The organism is Aliarcobacter butzleri (assembly GCF_900187115.1).
Lineage (GTDB): Bacteria > Campylobacterota > Campylobacteria > Campylobacterales > Arcobacteraceae > Aliarcobacter > Aliarcobacter butzleri.
In genome coordinates this window covers 1571880-1589669 of sequence record NZ_LT906455.1, presented here as the reverse complement: position 1 = coordinate 1589669, position 17790 = coordinate 1571880, and the positions used below count along the sequence as shown (strand labels likewise).

Below are 17790 nucleotides of genomic sequence, written 5' to 3'. Positions count from 1 at the left end.
ATTAAAATACTCTTTTAAAAAGAGTATTTTAATCCAACACCTATAAATCTTCCTTTTCCATAAGTTAATTGTCTAAATTCAGCCATTTCTTCAAGAGCAACTATATAACTTTCATCTGTAATATTTTTAACATAAGTATATACATCAAAATCATCAAATAAATAACCAATTTTTGCATTTGCAATAGTATAAGAGTCTTGTTTTAAACTATTTTGTGCATTAAAATACATATCTCCTTGATTTTTTACATCAACTCTTCCATATAATCCACTATCACCATAGTATGAAACTCCAAAGTTAGCTGAGTGAGAAGGTGTTCTTTCTATTTTATTATCTTTATTATCATTTCCATTTGCATCTATATAATTTGAATAAGTTGCTTTCATTATACCAATAGAAGTATCTACTTTCCAATTATTATTTATGTTATATGATACTTCCAATTCTATTCCTTTAGAATCAGCCTCTCCTGCATTTGAAGTGTACATCATACCTGTTGTTTTATCTGTACTATAAACATGAATATCTTTAATATCTAAATAAAATAATGATGTTGCAAATAAAAGTTTATCATCTAAGAATGAACCTTTTAATCCAATTTCATAGTTCATAGATGTTTGTGCATCAAATCTATTGTCTTCCTCATTACCTGAAGAAGCAAAGTTATTATATCCTCCTGGAAGATAGCCTTTTGAAGCACTTATATAAGTAGTTAATTTATCATCAAATTTTTTTGAAATAGCAATTTTTGGTAAAAAGATATTCCAAGTATTCTCTTCATCAAATTGAAAAATTGGATTTGTTGATATATTAATAGGATTAAAATAGTAATCTAAATTCATCTCTTTTTTTATTTTTTGATATCTTCCTCCTAAAGTTAATTCATAAGTTTCTAAAAAAGGAATAATTACTTGCCCAAAAGTTGCATAAGTTGAACTATCTGCTTGGGAAATAGAGTTAAATTCTGCTCCAACTCCTGTACCAAAAGGATTTCCTACTAGATAACTTGGATATTCCATGCCATAATTGTCAAAATCAAAACTATCTTTTTCAAAATATATTCCCGTAACATATCTAAATAGATTATTCTCACCAGTTAGTCTAATTTCTTGAGAAAAATTTTTTGATTTTGCATCCTGATACATAGACATTTCATCATAACTTCGATTATTTCCATAATCAACATCCCACGTTCCATCTATATTCATGTGTTTATTTGCAGTTATTGAAGTCAAGGTATTATTTTCATCAAATGAATACTCCATTTTAAGTGATTGAGCATTTGATTTATTTTTCATATAAGAATCTGTTTCAAAATTTACATCTTTAAAATCTTTTCTTTTATAATTATTTATATTTTGTGTTTGAGGTACAGCTCCACCTTCAAAACCATACTTATAGTCTTTGTCATTAAAAATATTTAAAACCATACTAAAATTATCTGTTGCATTATATTTTAGATTTGTATTTAGTTGATGAAACTCTTTTCTTGTAGAATCTTTATCTTGGTTTGGATTGTGATTTGTTTGCCAGCCATTATCTTTTCCTACTTTACCATTTATTCCTAAAAAAAGTTTATCAGCAATTACTGCACCATTTGCATTAAAACTTGTTTGCATAAAGTTATTTATTCCATACTCTACACCAACAAAACCATTTAATTCATTTTTTGGCTCTTTTGTAATTATATTTATAACTCCTCCAATACTATCTTTACCATATAAAGCCCCTTGAGGTCCTCTTAAAACTTCAACTTGTTGTGCATTTTGTAAAGATGCATCAAAGCCATAAACACTACTATGTGGAACTCCATCTATATAAATAACAACTGGATTGTTATTTGTAAAAACTGAAGTATTTATACCTCTAAAATTAACTCTTTCAGAATACATATATGTTGAAGATAGATTTGGTATTTTTTCAATAACATCTGAAACATTTTTTATACTTTTTTCTTCAATGTCATTTTCTGTTACAACACTTATACTTTGTGGTACATCTTGGATATTTTCTTCCATTTTATTTGCACTAACTGTTATTTCATCTAAAGTAGTAGTTTTTTGTTCATTTGCCAAACATATTTGACTTGTAATGAGTGAAATAATAGTAAATTTTGTAAATGTTTTGTACATCTTTTCTCCCTAAATTTTATTTAATGAAGATTATAAGCAATAATCGTTATCATTAGCAATTAATTTTTTAATCTGTTAGTATTTGTTTTTATTCTAATAGTATTTTTAAAGGGGAACTATGTCTTTAAATGAAACTATTTTTCAGTTTGATGATGAAGGATTTATGTCTTTTCCCAAAGAAAAAGTGGAAGCTTCTATTTTTGGTAAAAAAGTTATTGACGAGGTATATTTTGTAAAAGCAAACTTGACTTTAAAAGATGATATTACCGTTCAATCAAAGTCAAAAGTTGATGGAATATTACTTGATTTTAATCTTATTGGAGATGTAAGTTATAAATCAAAAATCCATAACTATGGCTTTTCAACTTCAAAGAATAGAACAGATATAGAACTAATCAAAGAAGAAAATACTGAATCAAAAGCAAAAAAAGGTGAAGTAAATAAAATTTCTTTGATTGTAAAAAAAGATTTTTTAGCTAAGAATTTACCATTAAACAAAAAGAGTGAGTATGTTTTAAATGCTTTAGAAAAAAATAGTTGTCAGGAACTTTTAAAAAGTGAAGCTACAAATTTTTTAACAAACAAAATTTTAAATCAACTTTATCATTTTGATATGTATGAAGGAAATTTAGGAGATATTTTTTTACAATCAAAAGTTTTAGAACTTTTGTATTGTGAATTTTTTGAACTTTTTAAAGAAGAAACAATATCTAAAAATAGTATTGTAAAGTTTGATGAAAAAGATATGCAAGCTTTGTATAAAGCAAAAGATTTGATTTTATCTTTCGAAGAAGATTTTACAATAACGACTTTATCAAAAAAAGTTGCATTAAATGAATTTAAACTAAAAACTGGATTTAAAAAATATTTTAATACAAGTCCTGGAAATTTGATAATTGAGCAAAAAATGTTAAAAGCTAAACAACTGCTTGAAACAGGTGATTATAATGTCAATGAAATTTCACAACTTGTTGGATATAAGTATCAACAAAGTTTTACAACTACTTTTACAAAATATTTTGGAGTTAATCCAAAAACTGTTATAAAGACAAAAAGTATATTTTATAAGTAAAAATAATTGACTAACAAATGTTATTACAATATAATTACAAAATAAAATAAAAATTGTAGGATTTAAAAATGACAATGCTTACAAAAATAGGAAATTCACAAGGTATTAGAATACCAAAAGCTCTTATAAAAGAAGCTCAACTCGAAAATGTTGAAATAGATTTAGAAGTAGTCGAAAATGGTTTACTTTTAAAACCTGTTAAAAAAACTGCTAGAGAAGATTGGGAAAAAAATATTAAAAAAGTTATTGAAAAAAATAAAAATAAAAAAGATGATGGAATTCTTGAAGATTTTTTAAATGATAGTGATTTGGAAGATTATGAATGGTAGAAGAAACAATAAAAAGATTTGATATTTATTTAGTAAAATTAAATCCAACAATAGGAAGTGAAATTCAAAAAACTAGACCTTGTATAATTATTTCTCCCAATGAAATGAACGTTTTAAATACAGTTATAGTTTCTCCTCTTACAAGTAAAGGCTTTGATTTTATATTTAGACCAAAAATAAATTTTGAAGGAAAAAAAGGTTTAATTTTACTTGACCAGATTAGAACTGTCGATAAATCAAGACTTTTAAAAAAAGTTGGAACTGTTGATATTGAAAAATCAAAAGAGATTTCTTCAACACTAGTAGAAATTTTTAAATATTAAACCAAATAGATGAAATCAGATATCTTTAAAAACCCAAAACTAGACTTTATCGAGTTACGATATGTAGAAGATATCGAAGATTGTGTAAAGATGCATTTACATGAAGAACTTACAATCACTGCAATAAAAAAAGGTTCATTAACTCTTATTTTTAATGATACTTTTATTGGACTAAACCCAAATGAAATTGCTATCATAAATAGTCAAATTCCTCATAGTGCAACAACAAATGAAAAGTCAAAAGATGGATATGTTTTATACTTGAAAAAAGATTATTTAAAGAATTTAGATTTTAATTTCTCATCAGCTTTTGAGTTAATCAAAAATAAAAACATCTATAAAAGTTTTATAAAGTTATGTGATTGTTTACTTGATATTAAAGTTTCTTTGATAGAAAAAGAAGAAAATATTTATCTATTTTGTCTGGCATTTTTCTCTTTTGAACAAACAGAACAAAACTATAAAGAAGAATCAATTTTAGCAATGAATATAAAAAAATATTTAGATGAAAGTTATCTTGAAGAGTTTATTTTAGATGAGTTAGCTTTGAAGTTTGATTTAACAGTTGTTCATCTAATACGAGTATTTAAAAAAGAGTTTGGACTTCCAATTCACTCATATATTTTAAATAAAAAAGTTCATCTAGCAAAAGAGTTATTGACTTCAAATATTTCTATTTCTCAAATAGCACAAAATAGTGGTTTTTTTGACCAAAGCCACTTAAATAGAAGTTTTAAAAGAATCTTTCAAATTACACCAAAAGAGTATCAAAAAAATATTTTTTCAAAATGTTAATTTTGTACAAGATTTTATTTTTTGTAAAAGTTATAATTTGCAAAATTTAAAAAGGAGTTTATCATGGATGTAAATATTATAAAACAAATTATCTCTTTTTCTCTCCTCTGCCTCAAAACTTTCTAATACTTAAAACATAAAAAAACAAATCAAAAAATAAAAATCATAACGGAGTAAACCATGAGTTTCAAAAAATATCAACAATATCCAATTGTCAAAAATTTTAAAAGAGAGTGGGCAGATAAAACTATAACACACGCACCAATTTATTGTAGTGTAGATTTAAGAGATGGAAATCAAGCTTTGATAAATCCTTTAACTGTTGAGCAAAAATTGGAGTATTTTAAAGCTTTAGTAAAAATGGGCTTTAAACAAATAGAGGTTAGTTATCCAAGTGCTAGTGATACAGATTTTAACTTTACTAGAAAATTAATCGAAGAGGATTTAGTGCCAGATGATGTGGCTATTCAGATTTTAATTCCTGCAAAAAAAGAGTGGATTAAAAAAAGTGTAGAAGCTATGAAAGATGTAAAAAATGGAATCTTTCATTTATACAATCCAACGAATGAGTTTCAAAGAAGAGTTGTTTTTCAAAAAAGCGATGATGAGATAATACAAATGGCTATTGAAGCTATGCAATATTTAGTTGAACTTACAAAAGATTTTAAAGGAAAAGTAACTTATCAATATTCACCAGAGAGTTTTTCTCAAACAGATTTAGAGTTTGCTGTAAAGATTTGTAATGAAGTTATAAATGTGGTAAAACCAACAAAACAAAATAAGATGATAATAAACTTACCAAATACTCTTGAGGCTTGTACAGCAAATATTTATGCAGATAGAATAGAGTGGATGTGTAAAAATTTACACAATCGTGAAGCTTTGATTATTAGTGTTCATCCACACAATGACAGGGGAACTTCTGTATCAAGTGCAGAGTTAGCTGTACTTGCAGGGGCAGATAAGGTTGAGGGAACATTGTTTGGAAATGGTGAAAGAGCAGGGAACTTAGACATAATAAATTTTGCTTTTAATATCTATTCGCAAGGAATTGACCCAAAACTTGATTTATCAATAATTGATGAGGTAAAAGCTATGTATGAAGAAAAAACACAACTTTTTGTGCATCCAAGACATCCATTTGTTGGTGATATGATATTTACTGCTTTTAGTGGTGGACATCAAGATGCTATCAAAAAAGGAATAGATTTTTATAGACAAACAAATAGCCAAAGTTGGAATGTGCCATATTTACCAATTGACCCAAAAGATATAAAAAGAGGATATGAAAAAGTAATACGTGTAAACTCTCAATCAGGAAAAGGTGGAGCAAGTTTTATAATAAGTGAATTCTTAGGCGTAAATATGAGTAAAAATGAAGCTATAAAATTTGGTTTAGTTATAAAAGAAGAATCTGATAGATTAAAAAGAGAGTTAGAAAAAGAAGAAATAATCGAACTATATAAAAAGTTAAATAGTTAAAAGTAAGTTTTAAAACTTACTTTTATTTGTATTCTATTTTCCCTTGACTTGCAAGTAATGCACCACATAATTGGTATAAAACTCTTGAGCCAACATTTGCATCCCAACCATCAGCACTATCGCCAACTTCACAAAGGTCAAATCCTATGATATTTTTACCAGCTTTTACAACCATAAATATTAGATGCTCAAGCTCTCCATATCTTAATCCTCCTGGAACTGGAGTTCCTGTATTTGGACAGTTTAATGGCTCTAATCCATCAATATCTATTGATAAATAAACATTTTGTGGAAGTTGATTTATATATGGTGCAAAAACCTCTTCAAGCGATTTTCCACTAGCAAGTTCTGATTGCATTAAAGTATCATATAAACAGGCACCTTTTGAACCATAATTAATCATTCTAGTTGCTTCTTCTTTACTATAATCACGAATACCAACTTGAACTAGATTTGAAACTTTTTCACATTCTTTCATAACGTTATAAAAAATTGAAGCGTGAGAGTAAGTAAAACCTTCATAAGCTTCTCTTAAATCGTGGTGAGCATCAACATGTAAAATCCCAAAAGACTCTTTTTGAGTATCACTTAAAGCTTTGATAAGTCCAAGAGGACAAGAGTGATCACCTCCAACAACTGCTACAAATTTCCCTTTTTTTATTTGTTCAAGAGATTTTTCATAAACTGATGAGTTTAGAGTAGCTGAAGCTTCATTTACATATTTTAATGCTTTTTCATTTGTATTTCCATCTTCAAGAGCTTCAATAACTTTTAAAGCTTTTTTTCTTGCTTTGTTGCTAAGTTTATGTAAACTTTTATCAGTCTCAAGCATAGCAATACCAGCAGTATATGGTTTGATATAGTGATAGTTTTCTACATCTAATTGATGGCTTGAAGTTCTGATTGCATCAGGAGCATTTGCAGTTCCTTGTCCAAATGAAACAGTAGCTTCCCAAGGAACAGGAACTAAAACTAAACTAGCTTCCTTTGGGTCTAATCTTCCACCGATAAATCCATCACCTTCTTGTGGAGGAAGACCTAGTTCTAATACTTTTATCTCTTCTTCTAAAGTTCTATAAGACATCTTATTTCCTAATATTATTTTTTTAATTATAAAATAATTTTGGAAATAACAAAGTTAATTTGTCATGACATAACTTTTATAATAACTTTTTTAAGATAATTTATGATAACCTCTATCAAAAAAAATAGGTAAATAGATGTTGAGATATTATGATGAACTTTTGTATTATGCTCAAAAGTTAGTTGGAGATAAAGAAAAAGCCAAAGATATTATTCAAGAAGCATACATTAGAGTTCTTGAATCAAAAGACAAATATGAAATTGAAAACCAAAGAGCATATTTATATAAAATAGCAAAAAATATAGTTGTTAAAGAGGCTTTAGAAAATCAAAAAATACAAACTACACTATTTGAAGAAAACTTACATTTTGGACCAGCGTGTGAACAACCAGAAGAGATAATATTTCAAGAAGACCAAGAAAAGATTTTTATGCAGATTATAGAAGAACTACCACAAAGAGCAAAAGAAGCTTATATTTTACATACTATTGAAGGATATAGTAGAAAAGAGATAGGAAATATGCTTGATATAACTTCAAATGCAGTGGAAAAACTTATAAAAAGAGCATCTTTAAAAGTAGAAGAAGAATTAGCAAAGAGAGGATTTTAAGTGAATATTGAAACTAAAATCAAAGAAGAAGCAACATATTGGCTAATACTTGAAAAAGAGGGCTTAAATAATGAACAAAAAGAGAACTTAAATCTTTGGTTAAAAGATGATAATAATAAAAAAGCATATAATAGAATAAAATTTGTACATCAAATGTCAAAATCTTTATCAAAAGAAAATAGCCAAATTCTAACACAAGAAATACACAATAAAATAAGCAAAAAAAAGCTTTCAAGTAGAATAAAACATTTTTCAAGTGCAGCTGCGATTTTACTAATATTCTGTTTTTTTGCTTTTAAAGTTTATGAATATAACTTTAAAGTTCAGTTTTCACAAAATTTGATGACAGATAAAAGTAGCTTAAGTAGAGAACTTCCTGATGGTTCGATTATCTTTGTAGATGCAAAAACAAATCTAAATATAGAGTATTTTAATGGAAAAAGAGAAGTAAATCTAATAAATGGACGAGCTATGTTTGAAGTAGCAAAAGATGAAAATAAACCATTTATCATAAAAAGTAAAGATATAAATATAGAAGTGGTTGGAACAAAGTTTGAAGTTATACATAAAGAAGATACGACTACAATAAATGTAGAAAATGGTGTAGTAAAAACTTACTACTCTAAATATTTTTTTGATAAAAAAAATCAAGCTATTTTGACAAAAGCTCAAAGTTTGACTTACTCAAATGAAATAGGTGCTATAAGTCAAATAAAAATTATTGAACCAGAAAAGATAGCTCTTTGGAGAGAAAATAAAATCTTATTTGATAAAACAACTCTAAAAGAGGCTTTGGAAGAGTTTTCAAAATATAGTGATATTTCAGTTTTATTTTTATCAAAAGAGTTAGAAAACTACTCTATAACTGGTGAATTTTCATCAACTCAACTTGATATATTTATAAAAACTATCTCAAAAATATATCCAATAAAAATAGAAAAAAATGAAAAAGAGTTAAGAGTTTCAAAAAGATAATAAACTAATTTAAAGATAGTTTATTATCTTTTTCTATTAAACTTTTGATATAAGTATTCAAAGAAACCCCAATTTTAGTAGCATTTAATACAGCGAGTCTATGAAGTTCACTTCCTGTTCGTACATTAAAAACACCTTTAAATGCTTTTTGTGGTTCTCTATTTAGTTGTTTACATGTTTGTACATATTCATCAACTGCATTTTTAAAATTTTCTTCCAGTTCTGTAGCATTTTGGGCTTCAAATGTTATTAAATCATTTATCATATCAATTTTTCCAAAAAAACATTTATCCTCTTGAGAATACTCTATAGTACCTATATATCCGTTATATTCGATGATATTTGACATTAGATAATCTCCTTTAATTTATTTTAAATTTGTTTTATTAGATAAACTTTTAAAATATCACTTGGATGTGGTTTATGAAGATTTATTAATAAATCTTTTTCTTTATTGTAAAACTTTACAGCAGAACCAGCTCCTTCGATTTTCTCAAAACCTAAAGATATAAGTAAAGTACTTAGTTCTTTAAAAGTTAAATCTTTCCTTGGAGGAATTTCCAAAAATTTTATTAATAGTTTATCTTTTTTACTCATAATAAAATGATACCATATTTTAGTTGCATATTATTAAATTTATCTAAAATTTTTACAAATTTCAAAATTTATAAAAATTAGTGTCCGTTTTTTGAAAATTTTTTACTCTTACTAAATATGAAAACAATTATTATAATTGTTAGAATGTATATATAGGAGAAAACTAAATGAATTTATTTAAGAAAAGTTTATTAAGCCCAGCTGTTGCTTTACTTATTTGCTCAAATATTTATGCAGATAATATAAGCTATTCAATAGAAAAACAATCTTTAAAAGACGCTATTGAAAAAATATCTAAAAAAGCAAATAAACCATATATTGCAAGTGGTGAAATCTTTGATGGAAAAACTTCAAATGCTATCAAAGATATAACAGGTACACAAAATGCCTTAGATGAGGTACTAAAAAATAGTGGATTAGAAGCTGTACTTGAAGATGGTGCTATTATCATAAAAAAATTGCCTGTTATAGGACAAGGTACAGTTTTAGAGCCAATTTCTGTTAATGAAAAATCATTAAATACCACAGAAGGTACAGGTTCATATACAACAGAACGAATGAATACAGCAACAAAGTTAAATCTCTCACAAAGAGACACTCCACAATCAGTTAGTGTTATGACTAGACAACAAATAGAAGATTTTGGATATACAACACTCGATGATGCTATGCAAAATATGACAGGTATAGTATTAGAAAAAGGTTATGATGCTGGAGATTCTGCAAGATTTAATGCTAGAGGGTTTGAAATATCAAATATTATGTTAGATGGAATACCTACAAGCACAGAATCAAATGGAACTTATAATGCAAATAATGATTCTTTAGATATTTATGATAGAGTTGAAGTAGTACGTGGAGCAACAGGACTAACTACAGGTACAGGAACACCATCTGCAACAGTAAACCTAGTTAGAAAAAAACCAACAAAAGAGACAAAAGGGAATGCTAGTATAAGTTATGGTAGTTATGATAATTATCGAGGAACTTTTGATGTTGGTGGAGCTTTAAATGAAGATAAAACTATAAGAGCAAGAACTGTAATAACAGCTCAAGATAGGGATATGTTTTATGATAATGCAGAACAAAAAAATTATCAATTTTATAGTGTTGTAGAAGCAGATATAAATGATAATCTTATGGCAACTTTAGGATTCCATTATAGAAAAGTTGATAATACAGGTGGTTATGCATACTTACCAACAAATGAAGATGGTAGTTTTTTAGATATTAGTAGAAAAACAAACTTATCAAATGACTTTGATTATTGGAAACAAACAGATAAAACAGTTTTTTCAGAATTAGAATATAACTTTAATAATGATTGGAAAGCAAAACTAGCAGGAAATTGGAAAAGACCAGAACAAGATATTTTGTTTTCAACTTTAAGTAGAATTTCTGGAGATTTGTATCAAGGTACACAAGGATATAAACTTGATAATAAACAAGATTCTTATGATGTATCATTAAGTGGACCATACTCTTTATTTGGAAGAAATCATGAATTAATGCTTGGTACAGATTATAGAAAATTTGAAAATAGAAACTGGGGAGGTTGGGCTCCTTATGAATGGACAAGTAATGGTCCTTTAGTTGATCCATATAATTGGAACTCTTCTTCTGTGTCAAAACCATATATTGATATGAACAAATGGAAATATGACTTCGACCTAACTCAAAAAAGTACATATCTAGCAACTAGATTGAATTTAACTGATTCTTTAAATTTTATTTTAGGTTCAAGATTGAGTTGGTATGAAAATGAAAATTTGGGAACAAATACTACATATAAAGCAACAGCTGAAGTTGTTCCTTATGCTGGAATTGTTTATGATATAGATGATAATCACTCTATTTATACAAGTTGGACACAGATTTTCCAACCACAAAGTAGTAAAGATAAAAGTGGAAATTTATTAGAACCAATTACTGGAACAAATTATGAAGCTGGTATAAAAGGTGAGTATTTTGATGGGGCATTAAATGCAAATATAGCAACATTTTTAATTAAACAAGAAAATAGAGCAGTTAATGATTTAGAAGGACCAAATCCTTGTCCTGGAAGTGTTTCAGGATTTTGTAAAAGAGCTTCTGGAGAAGTTGAAAGTAAAGGTTTTGAAACAGAAATTAGTGGAGCTGTTACTGATAATTGGCAGTTAATTGCTGGATATACTTATGTAAAAACAGAATATACAAAAGATGCTGATAGCAATAATATAGGTAAGATTTTTGATGCTACTTTACCAAAGCATCAATTGAAACTTTCAACTACGTATAGATTACCTGCTGAGTTTAATAAATGGATAGTTGGAGCAAATATTTATGCTCAAAATGATATAAAATCAAATGATTTTGATAAGATAAAACAAAGTGGATATTACACTCTTGGGGTTAATACAAAATATCAATATAGTAAAAATCTTGATGTATTATTGAATGTATATAATTTATTTGATAAAGAATATTATCAAACTTTAGGTTGGGATACTGGTGGAAATGCAATAGGAACTCCTAGAACATTTTTGTTATCTATGAATATGAAATTTTAATTTAAGAATTTATAAAGAGAGCTTTCTCTCTTTATAAATTTAAGTGTAGAAATTTATTAATTTTTAGTTAATTCTATATTAATGCTTATGATTTATAATTTCTTTACTTAAGTTTATAACTTGTTTTGTAAACTTAACTCATAGGTGTATGGATTAAACTCTTTGTACGTTCGTTTCCTTGACTACAAAGTTTTATATTTAATTATGAGAATTTTGAGAATTACTTCTTTCCCCCCCACTTAAAATCCATCACCTATGATTTTCTCTAAGGCTTTCGCCTTAAAGATTTCTAGTATATTTAAAAATTTTTCCTTTATACGGTTCATCCAAATAATCTGTATTTGTAGGCTCAAAAGATATACAAGAAAAACCATATTCTTCCATTTTGCTTGTAAATTTTCCTTGATGTCCTCTATTTGGATTAACTAAAATAACTTTACATTTTGGATTTGCATGAGCATTTATAAAAGCTGATAATAGTTCAGCATGATTTCTTTCATATAGTAAATCACTACCTATTATAAGGTCAAACTTTCCTAGTTCTTCTGTAAATTCATCACTCCAACTAGTTCTTACAAAGGGTATTTCATCATCTTGATTTAATTGAGTATTTATATCTAAAAAGTTTTCTGCTTCAGGATGATAATCTGTTGCAGTTATATCAGCATTTAGTCGATTTAGAACCAAACTTGAAAGTCCTATTCCACAACCAACTTCTAAAATTCTTTTATTTTCAAAGTCATAGTCATATATAAAATTTGCCAAAACTTCACTAGAAGGCCAAACAATTCCAAACAAAGGCCAAGTCGCACTTGAAATTCCTAGTTTTTCAGCTTTTTTTTCTTCATCACTAAATTGTTGTTTATCTCTTAGTGTCCTTAGATGTATATCATCTTCCCCAAACTCTATGGTTTGATATTTAAATCTAATATCTTTCATGACTCTGGTAAAGCTCTAATATTTTTTCTAAATTTAACCATTTAGTAGGTGTTATATTTTGTTTTTTCATCGCAATTCCTTATATCTCGCGTTTTGATTCATTCTATCCAAAATATAGTATTAAAGCAAATTTGTAGGCTAAAATACTCAATTATACTCGACCAATAGGATATAATAGTGTTAAAAAAAAGGAGATTTATGCAAAAAGTAGTTGGGATTTTTGTTTTTGATGATATAGAAGTTTTAGATTTTTGTGGACCATTTGAGGTTTTAAGTGTAACAAGACTTGATGAATCAAAGAGATTAGAATCTCTTTCTCCTTTTGATGTAAAACTTGTAGCTATGACAAAAGATGTTATTTTTACAAAAGGAAATATGAAAATAATACCAGACTTTGATTTTAAAACTTGTCCAAAACTTGATATTTTGATAGTTCCAGGTGGAATGGGTACAAGAAAACTTATGTATGATGAAAGAGTTTTAGATTTTATAAGTAAAAAAGCAAATGAGGTAGAATTATTGACTTCTGTTTGTACGGGTTCTCTTATTTTAGCAAGTGCAAAACTGCTTGATGGTGTAAATGCCACAACACACTGGAAAAGTCTTCAAAGAATGGAAGATGAATTTAAAAATGTAAAAGTGTGTAAAGATAAACACTATGTAGAAGATGGAAATATCATCTCAAGTGCAGGAATCTCAGCAGGAATTGATATGGCACTTTATATTGTAAAAAGATATTTTGGAGAAAATGTTTCAAGAGCAACTGCAAAACATATGGAATATCCATATTTAGAAGAGAATAAAAGAAGAATAGAAATATAAAGAGTAATAAATGTCAAAAAATATATGTAATGTTTGCAATAAAGAATTTGAAGATAAATATTTTGATAAAAAGCAAAATAAATGTATTTTACATTGTGAAAAAGATGGTTGGTATGAAATTGATGATAGTGGAAATAAAAACTGGTATAAATCAAAAGGAAATATAAACTTATTTTGGGAAAAATTCTATGAAGAATATGATTCAAGACAAATTTTATTTGGAATAAAAAATGTTGTATTTCCTAAATTTGAATCGCAAGGTGGCTTAGCTGAAGGAAGTTCTAGAAAAATAGTATTTGAAGAAATAGATAATTCTTTAACATTTGAAAATTGTACTTTTGAAGGTAAAATATCTTTATATAAATATATAAATAAATTAGAATTTAAAGAATGTAAATTTTTAGCTAATTTAGAATTATCAAGAAATGATATTCAAAAAGGACTTACTTTTATAAATTGTACTTTTAACAAAAACTTAATTTTAAAAAATCTTACATTTAAAATAGGTTCAAAACTTAGAATTAAGGATTGTTCGATAATTAAAAATGTAAATTTTGAGAATACTACATTTGAAGATTTAGCTGATTTTAATAAAACACGTTTTAATGAGATTAATTTTTATAAAACTACATTTAAAGATATATCAGTTTTTACTGAAACGATATTTAATAAAAAAGTAGATTTTAAACATACTACTTTTGAGAAACTATCTATCTTTCGAAATTCTGAGTTTAAAGATTCAATAAATTTAAAAGATGCAATTTTTAAAGAAAAAGCAAATTTTTTAGAAATAAAAACAGATGTCTCAAATCGTGAAACAGCAAGAATAATAAAAGACTCTTTTGAACAACAGAACAACATCATAGAAGCAAACAAATATTATGCCTTAGAGATGAAAGAAAGAGAAAAAGAGCTAGATTTTAAAAAAGATTTTTTTGAATGGTTGGTTTTTAAAATTCATGGTTTATCTTCAAATCATTCTCAAGATTGGACTTTAGCTTTATTTTGGATTATTAATCTAACATTTTTTTATTCATATTTGAATATTCAACCAAATGATAAAATATTAGTATTTAAAATTATATTTTCATTTATAGCTATTATTCTTATAACTTGTATGATAATTAAAATACCAAAGAATTTAGAAAGACGCTGGCTTACAACTATTCCAACAACAATAATATGTTATGTTCTTTATGGATATTTAGTTGAAACTGATTGGAGTTTAGCTGAGTTTTCAAAAAATTTAAATCCCTTTTCAATTATGAGAGGTGATGAACCAATAACATTAGGAACTTTGATTTTCAAAATCATCATCGCATATCTAATATATCAATTGATTATCTCTATTCGCCAAAATACAAGAAGAAAATAGATGATAATAAAAATCTTTCAAAATGCAATATTTTAGAAGTTAAATTTATTTTTACGTTAGAATTTATTTGATTCTACATAAAGGTAATATTATGAGTGATATATCAAATCTAGTAGTTTATTCTGATGGTGAGTTAGAACTCAAAGTTTCGGTAAATAATCAAACAGTTTGGTTAAGTGCAGATGAAATTGCATATATTTTTGATGTAAATAGACCAGCTATCGTGAAACATATTGGAAATATTTACAATGATGAAGAATTAGAACAAAATTCAACTTGTTCCATTTTGGAACAGGTTGCAAAAGATGGAAAATTAAGAAAGATAAATTTTTATAATCTCGATGTAATAATTTCTGTTGGATATAGAATAAATTCTAAAAAAGCAACAAAATTTAGAAAATGGGCTACAACAATACTCAAAGATTATATAAATGATGGCTACGCTATAAATCAGCATAAAATAACAGAACAAAGATTACTATTATTAGAAAACGATGTAAATGTTATAAAATCTAAAATAAAAGATAATAAACTAGAAACTAATCAAGGAATATTTTATGATGGACAAATATATGATTCATACTCTTTTATAAATGATTTATTAAAGTTAGCCAATAATGAAGTAATTTTAATAGATAACTATGTAGATGATACTGTATTAACTTTATTTTCAAAATATCAAAATATTAATTTTATAATTTATACAAATAATATTTCAAAGCAATTAAAACTTGATTTTGAAAAGTATTCTAAACAATATAAAAATATCACTCTAAAAACTTTTAAAAGTTCTCATGATAGATTTTTGATAGTTGATAAAAAAGAGATTTATCATATTGGTGCAAGTTTAAAAGATTTAGCAAAAAAATGGTTTGCTTTTTCAAAAATAAACTTAAGTGTTAAAGAAATTTTAGAAAAATTAAATTAGGAAAAAATATGGCAGAACTTTTAAAAGATTTATATTCAAAAGAGTTTATTGAAAAATTAGGTGAAAAACTTTTTATGGTTTATCCCAATTTTCAAAAAAAAGAGTTTATAGAAAATGTATTTTGTTCTACTTGGCAAGAGTTGGAATTAAAACCTAGAATGAGACATATTTCTACGACTTTGCACAAATTTTTGCCTTTTTCTTATAAAGAACAACTTGATATATTAAAAAAAGTAAAAGAAGATTTTGGTGGACTTGAAGCTATGATTTTTCAAGATTTTGTTGAGGTTTTTGGACTTGATGATTTAAAAGAGTCTTTAAGAGCTTTGAAAGTTTTTACTATAGATTCAAGTAGTGAATTTGCAATAAGACAATTTATACTTAAGTATGAAGAAGAGACTATGAATCAAATGAAACTTTGGGCAAAATCTTCAAATGAGCATTTAAGAAGATTAGCTAGTGAAGGTTGCAGACCTAGACTTCCTTGGGCTATTGCATTGCCAAAGTTTAAAGAAAATCCAAAAAAAGTGCTTGAAATAATAGAACTTCTAAAAAATGACAAATCAAAATATGTTCAAAAAAGTGTAGCAAATAATCTAAATGACATTTCAAAAGATAATCCTACTTTTGTAATAGAATTTGTAAAAGATAATTTAGGTTTTTCAAAAGAGCTTGATTTTATTTGTAGGCATGGAAGTAGAACACTACTTAAAAGTGGAAATATAGAAGTTCTAAAGCTTTTTAGTTTTGAAAAAGTAAATCATATAAATTTATCAGATTTTTATTGCGATGAGAGTGTAGAAATAGGGCAGGATTTGAACTTTTCTTTTGAACTTAATTCTGATGAAAAACTAGGAAGTATAAGAGTTGAATATATAATAAAATATTTAAAACAAAAAAACAAATATAGTCAAAAGATATTTATGATAACTCAAAGTGATTTTAAAGAGAAGTTAAAAAGATTTAATAAAAAACAGAGTTTCAAAGATATGACTACACGAAAACATATAAGAGGAGAACATAGTTTAAGTATAGTCATAAATGGAGAAAAAGTTATCGAAAAACCTTTTGTTGTAAATTAGATTATTTACAACTTGCAGGAACTTCGAAATTTATATCAATTTCATTCCAAGATTTACCGTGGTGGAAACTTTTGCAAACGGCAGTAAATTGTGCCCAAGCTTTATCAACACCAAAAGCTAAAACATCAAGTTTTCCAGTTGCTTTGATAGTATCACCTTCTGTTTTATAAGCAAATGGAATAACTTTTGTAATACCATTCATTTTAAACTCAACATCCATTGAATTTGCTGCAATTTTTACGATTTTTACATCAACTTTACCTGCATCTTTTTCAAATAGTTTGAAAAAGTTATTTGAAATATTGTTATTTCTAACTGTAACCATAGCTGCAGGCCATTTTGCTGCACCATTATTTAAATCAGCACTTGTATCAATAGAAAAAGCATCTATATTTAGTGTTGCATTTAATAATTTTTCACTTGGGAAATTGCTCGTTGCAGTTTTGAAAGTATTTTTTGTAACTACATAAGATTTATCTTCAGCTCCATAAAATGTGAAGTCATATTTTAATTTGTCTGAGCAAACACCAGCATATAAAGAACTTGTCATTAAAGCAAGACCTAAAGTTGAAATAACTACTTTTTTCATATTTATCCTTTTTTAAAAATACAGAATTTTATCAGAAGTAAAATAATGATAATCTTAATCACTATCACTAAAATTTAATTTATTTATAATTTTGTATAATAATATTC

18 protein-coding genes are annotated in these 17790 nt (G+C 26.4%); 12 read left to right on the top strand and 6 right to left on the bottom strand.

Going from position 1 to position 17790, the window contains the following annotated elements; genetic code table 11:
* Window positions 1–14 precede the first annotated feature (14 nt).
* Window positions 15–2132: a TonB-dependent receptor gene (locus tag CKV87_RS07880; protein WP_012013203.1), complete on the bottom strand. Its 2118-nt coding sequence runs from the start codon at window positions 2130–2132 to the stop codon at window positions 15–17.
* A gap of 118 nt (window positions 2133–2250) precedes the next feature.
* Here CKV87_RS07880 and CKV87_RS07875 point away from each other — a divergent pair, with 118 nt between their 5' ends.
* The 5 genes from CKV87_RS07875 to CKV87_RS07855 all read left to right on the top strand — a co-directional run bounded on the left by CKV87_RS07875 (window position 2251) and on the right by CKV87_RS07855 (window position 6133).
* On the top strand, window positions 2251–3204 hold the full coding sequence (locus CKV87_RS07875; RefSeq protein ID WP_012013202.1) for a helix-turn-helix transcriptional regulator: 954 nt from the start codon (window positions 2251–2253) through the stop codon (window positions 3202–3204).
* Between the two features lie 68 nt (window positions 3205–3272).
* Window positions 3273–3533 (top strand): AbrB/MazE/SpoVT family DNA-binding domain-containing protein, encoded by a 261-nt coding sequence (locus tag CKV87_RS07870; protein ID WP_004509806.1) that lies wholly within the window; start codon window positions 3273–3275, stop codon window positions 3531–3533.
* Window positions 3527–3856, top strand: coding sequence for a type II toxin-antitoxin system PemK/MazF family toxin (locus CKV87_RS07865; protein WP_012013201.1), 330 nt, complete (start codon window positions 3527–3529; stop codon window positions 3854–3856). The genes CKV87_RS07870 and CKV87_RS07865 overlap by 7 nt, the downstream gene beginning before the upstream one ends.
* 9 nt (window positions 3857–3865) lie before the next feature.
* Window positions 3866–4651, top strand: coding sequence for a helix-turn-helix domain-containing protein (locus CKV87_RS07860; protein WP_012013200.1), 786 nt, complete (start codon window positions 3866–3868; stop codon window positions 4649–4651).
* 180 nt (window positions 4652–4831) lie between these two features.
* Complete coding sequence (locus CKV87_RS07855) at window positions 4832–6133, top strand: 2-isopropylmalate synthase (protein ID WP_012013199.1); 1302 nt, start codon at window positions 4832–4834, stop codon at window positions 6131–6133.
* Window positions 6134–6155: 22 nt separating this feature from the next.
* Here the strand turns inward: CKV87_RS07855 and CKV87_RS07850 are convergent, their stop codons facing one another.
* Window positions 6156–7217: an agmatinase family protein gene (locus tag CKV87_RS07850; RefSeq protein WP_012013198.1), complete on the bottom strand. Its 1062-nt coding sequence runs from the start codon at window positions 7215–7217 to the stop codon at window positions 6156–6158.
* A gap of 136 nt (window positions 7218–7353) precedes the next feature.
* On the opposite strand from CKV87_RS07850, the gene CKV87_RS07845 reads away from it, so the two are divergent.
* Together CKV87_RS07845 and CKV87_RS07840 are read left to right on the top strand one after the other, a co-directional pair.
* Window positions 7354–7827 (top strand): RNA polymerase sigma factor, encoded by a 474-nt coding sequence (locus CKV87_RS07845; RefSeq protein ID WP_012013197.1) that lies wholly within the window; start codon window positions 7354–7356, stop codon window positions 7825–7827.
* Window positions 7828–8802: a FecR family protein gene (locus CKV87_RS07840; RefSeq protein ID WP_012013196.1), complete on the top strand. Its 975-nt coding sequence runs from the start codon at window positions 7828–7830 to the stop codon at window positions 8800–8802.
* Window positions 8803–8806: 4 nt separating this feature from the next.
* On the opposite strand, the gene CKV87_RS07835 is transcribed toward CKV87_RS07840, so the two are convergent.
* Together CKV87_RS07835 and CKV87_RS07830 are read right to left on the bottom strand one after the other, a co-directional pair.
* Window positions 8807–9151: a type II toxin-antitoxin system HicB family antitoxin gene (locus CKV87_RS07835; protein WP_012013195.1), complete on the bottom strand. Its 345-nt coding sequence runs from the start codon at window positions 9149–9151 to the stop codon at window positions 8807–8809.
* Window positions 9152–9174: 23 nt separating this feature from the next.
* Window positions 9175–9399, bottom strand: a complete 225-nt coding sequence (locus tag CKV87_RS07830; protein WP_012013194.1) for a type II toxin-antitoxin system HicA family toxin — start codon at window positions 9397–9399, stop codon at window positions 9175–9177.
* 167 nt (window positions 9400–9566) lie between these two features.
* Here CKV87_RS07830 and CKV87_RS07825 point away from each other — a divergent pair, with 167 nt between their 5' ends.
* Window positions 9567–11948 (top strand): TonB-dependent siderophore receptor, encoded by a 2382-nt coding sequence (locus tag CKV87_RS07825; RefSeq protein ID WP_012013193.1) that lies wholly within the window; start codon window positions 9567–9569, stop codon window positions 11946–11948.
* A 279-nt stretch (window positions 11949–12227) separates the two neighbouring features.
* Here the strand turns inward: CKV87_RS07825 and CKV87_RS07820 are convergent, their stop codons facing one another.
* Window positions 12228–12887, bottom strand: coding sequence for a class I SAM-dependent methyltransferase (locus tag CKV87_RS07820; RefSeq protein WP_004509797.1), 660 nt, complete (start codon window positions 12885–12887; stop codon window positions 12228–12230).
* A 198-nt stretch (window positions 12888–13085) separates the two neighbouring features.
* Here CKV87_RS07820 and CKV87_RS07815 point away from each other — a divergent pair, with 198 nt between their 5' ends.
* From CKV87_RS07815 to CKV87_RS07800, 4 genes are all read left to right on the top strand, one after another.
* Entirely contained in the window at window positions 13086–13709 is a 624-nt protein-coding gene (locus CKV87_RS07815) for a DJ-1/PfpI family protein (protein ID WP_041644966.1), read from the top strand.
* Window positions 13710–13719: 10 nt separating this feature from the next.
* The gene (locus tag CKV87_RS07810; protein ID WP_012013191.1) at window positions 13720–15084 is read left to right on the top strand and encodes a pentapeptide repeat-containing protein; all 1365 of its coding nucleotides are present in this window, start codon (window positions 13720–13722) and stop codon (window positions 15082–15084) included.
* Window positions 15085–15175: 91 nt separating this feature from the next.
* Window positions 15176–16012 carry a RhuM family protein gene (rhuM, locus tag CKV87_RS07805; RefSeq protein WP_041644963.1) on the top strand — a complete coding sequence of 279 codons (837 nt, stop codon included), beginning with the start codon at window positions 15176–15178 and terminating at the stop codon, window positions 16010–16012.
* Window positions 16013–16020: 8 nt separating this feature from the next.
* Window positions 16021–17094, top strand: coding sequence for a DNA alkylation repair protein (locus CKV87_RS07800; protein ID WP_012013189.1), 1074 nt, complete (start codon window positions 16021–16023; stop codon window positions 17092–17094).
* A 1-nt stretch (window position 17095) separates the two neighbouring features.
* On the opposite strand, the gene CKV87_RS07795 is transcribed toward CKV87_RS07800, so the two are convergent.
* Complete coding sequence (locus tag CKV87_RS07795) at window positions 17096–17683, bottom strand: YceI family protein (protein WP_012013188.1); 588 nt, start codon at window positions 17681–17683, stop codon at window positions 17096–17098.
* Between the last annotated feature and the right edge of the window lie 107 nt (window positions 17684–17790).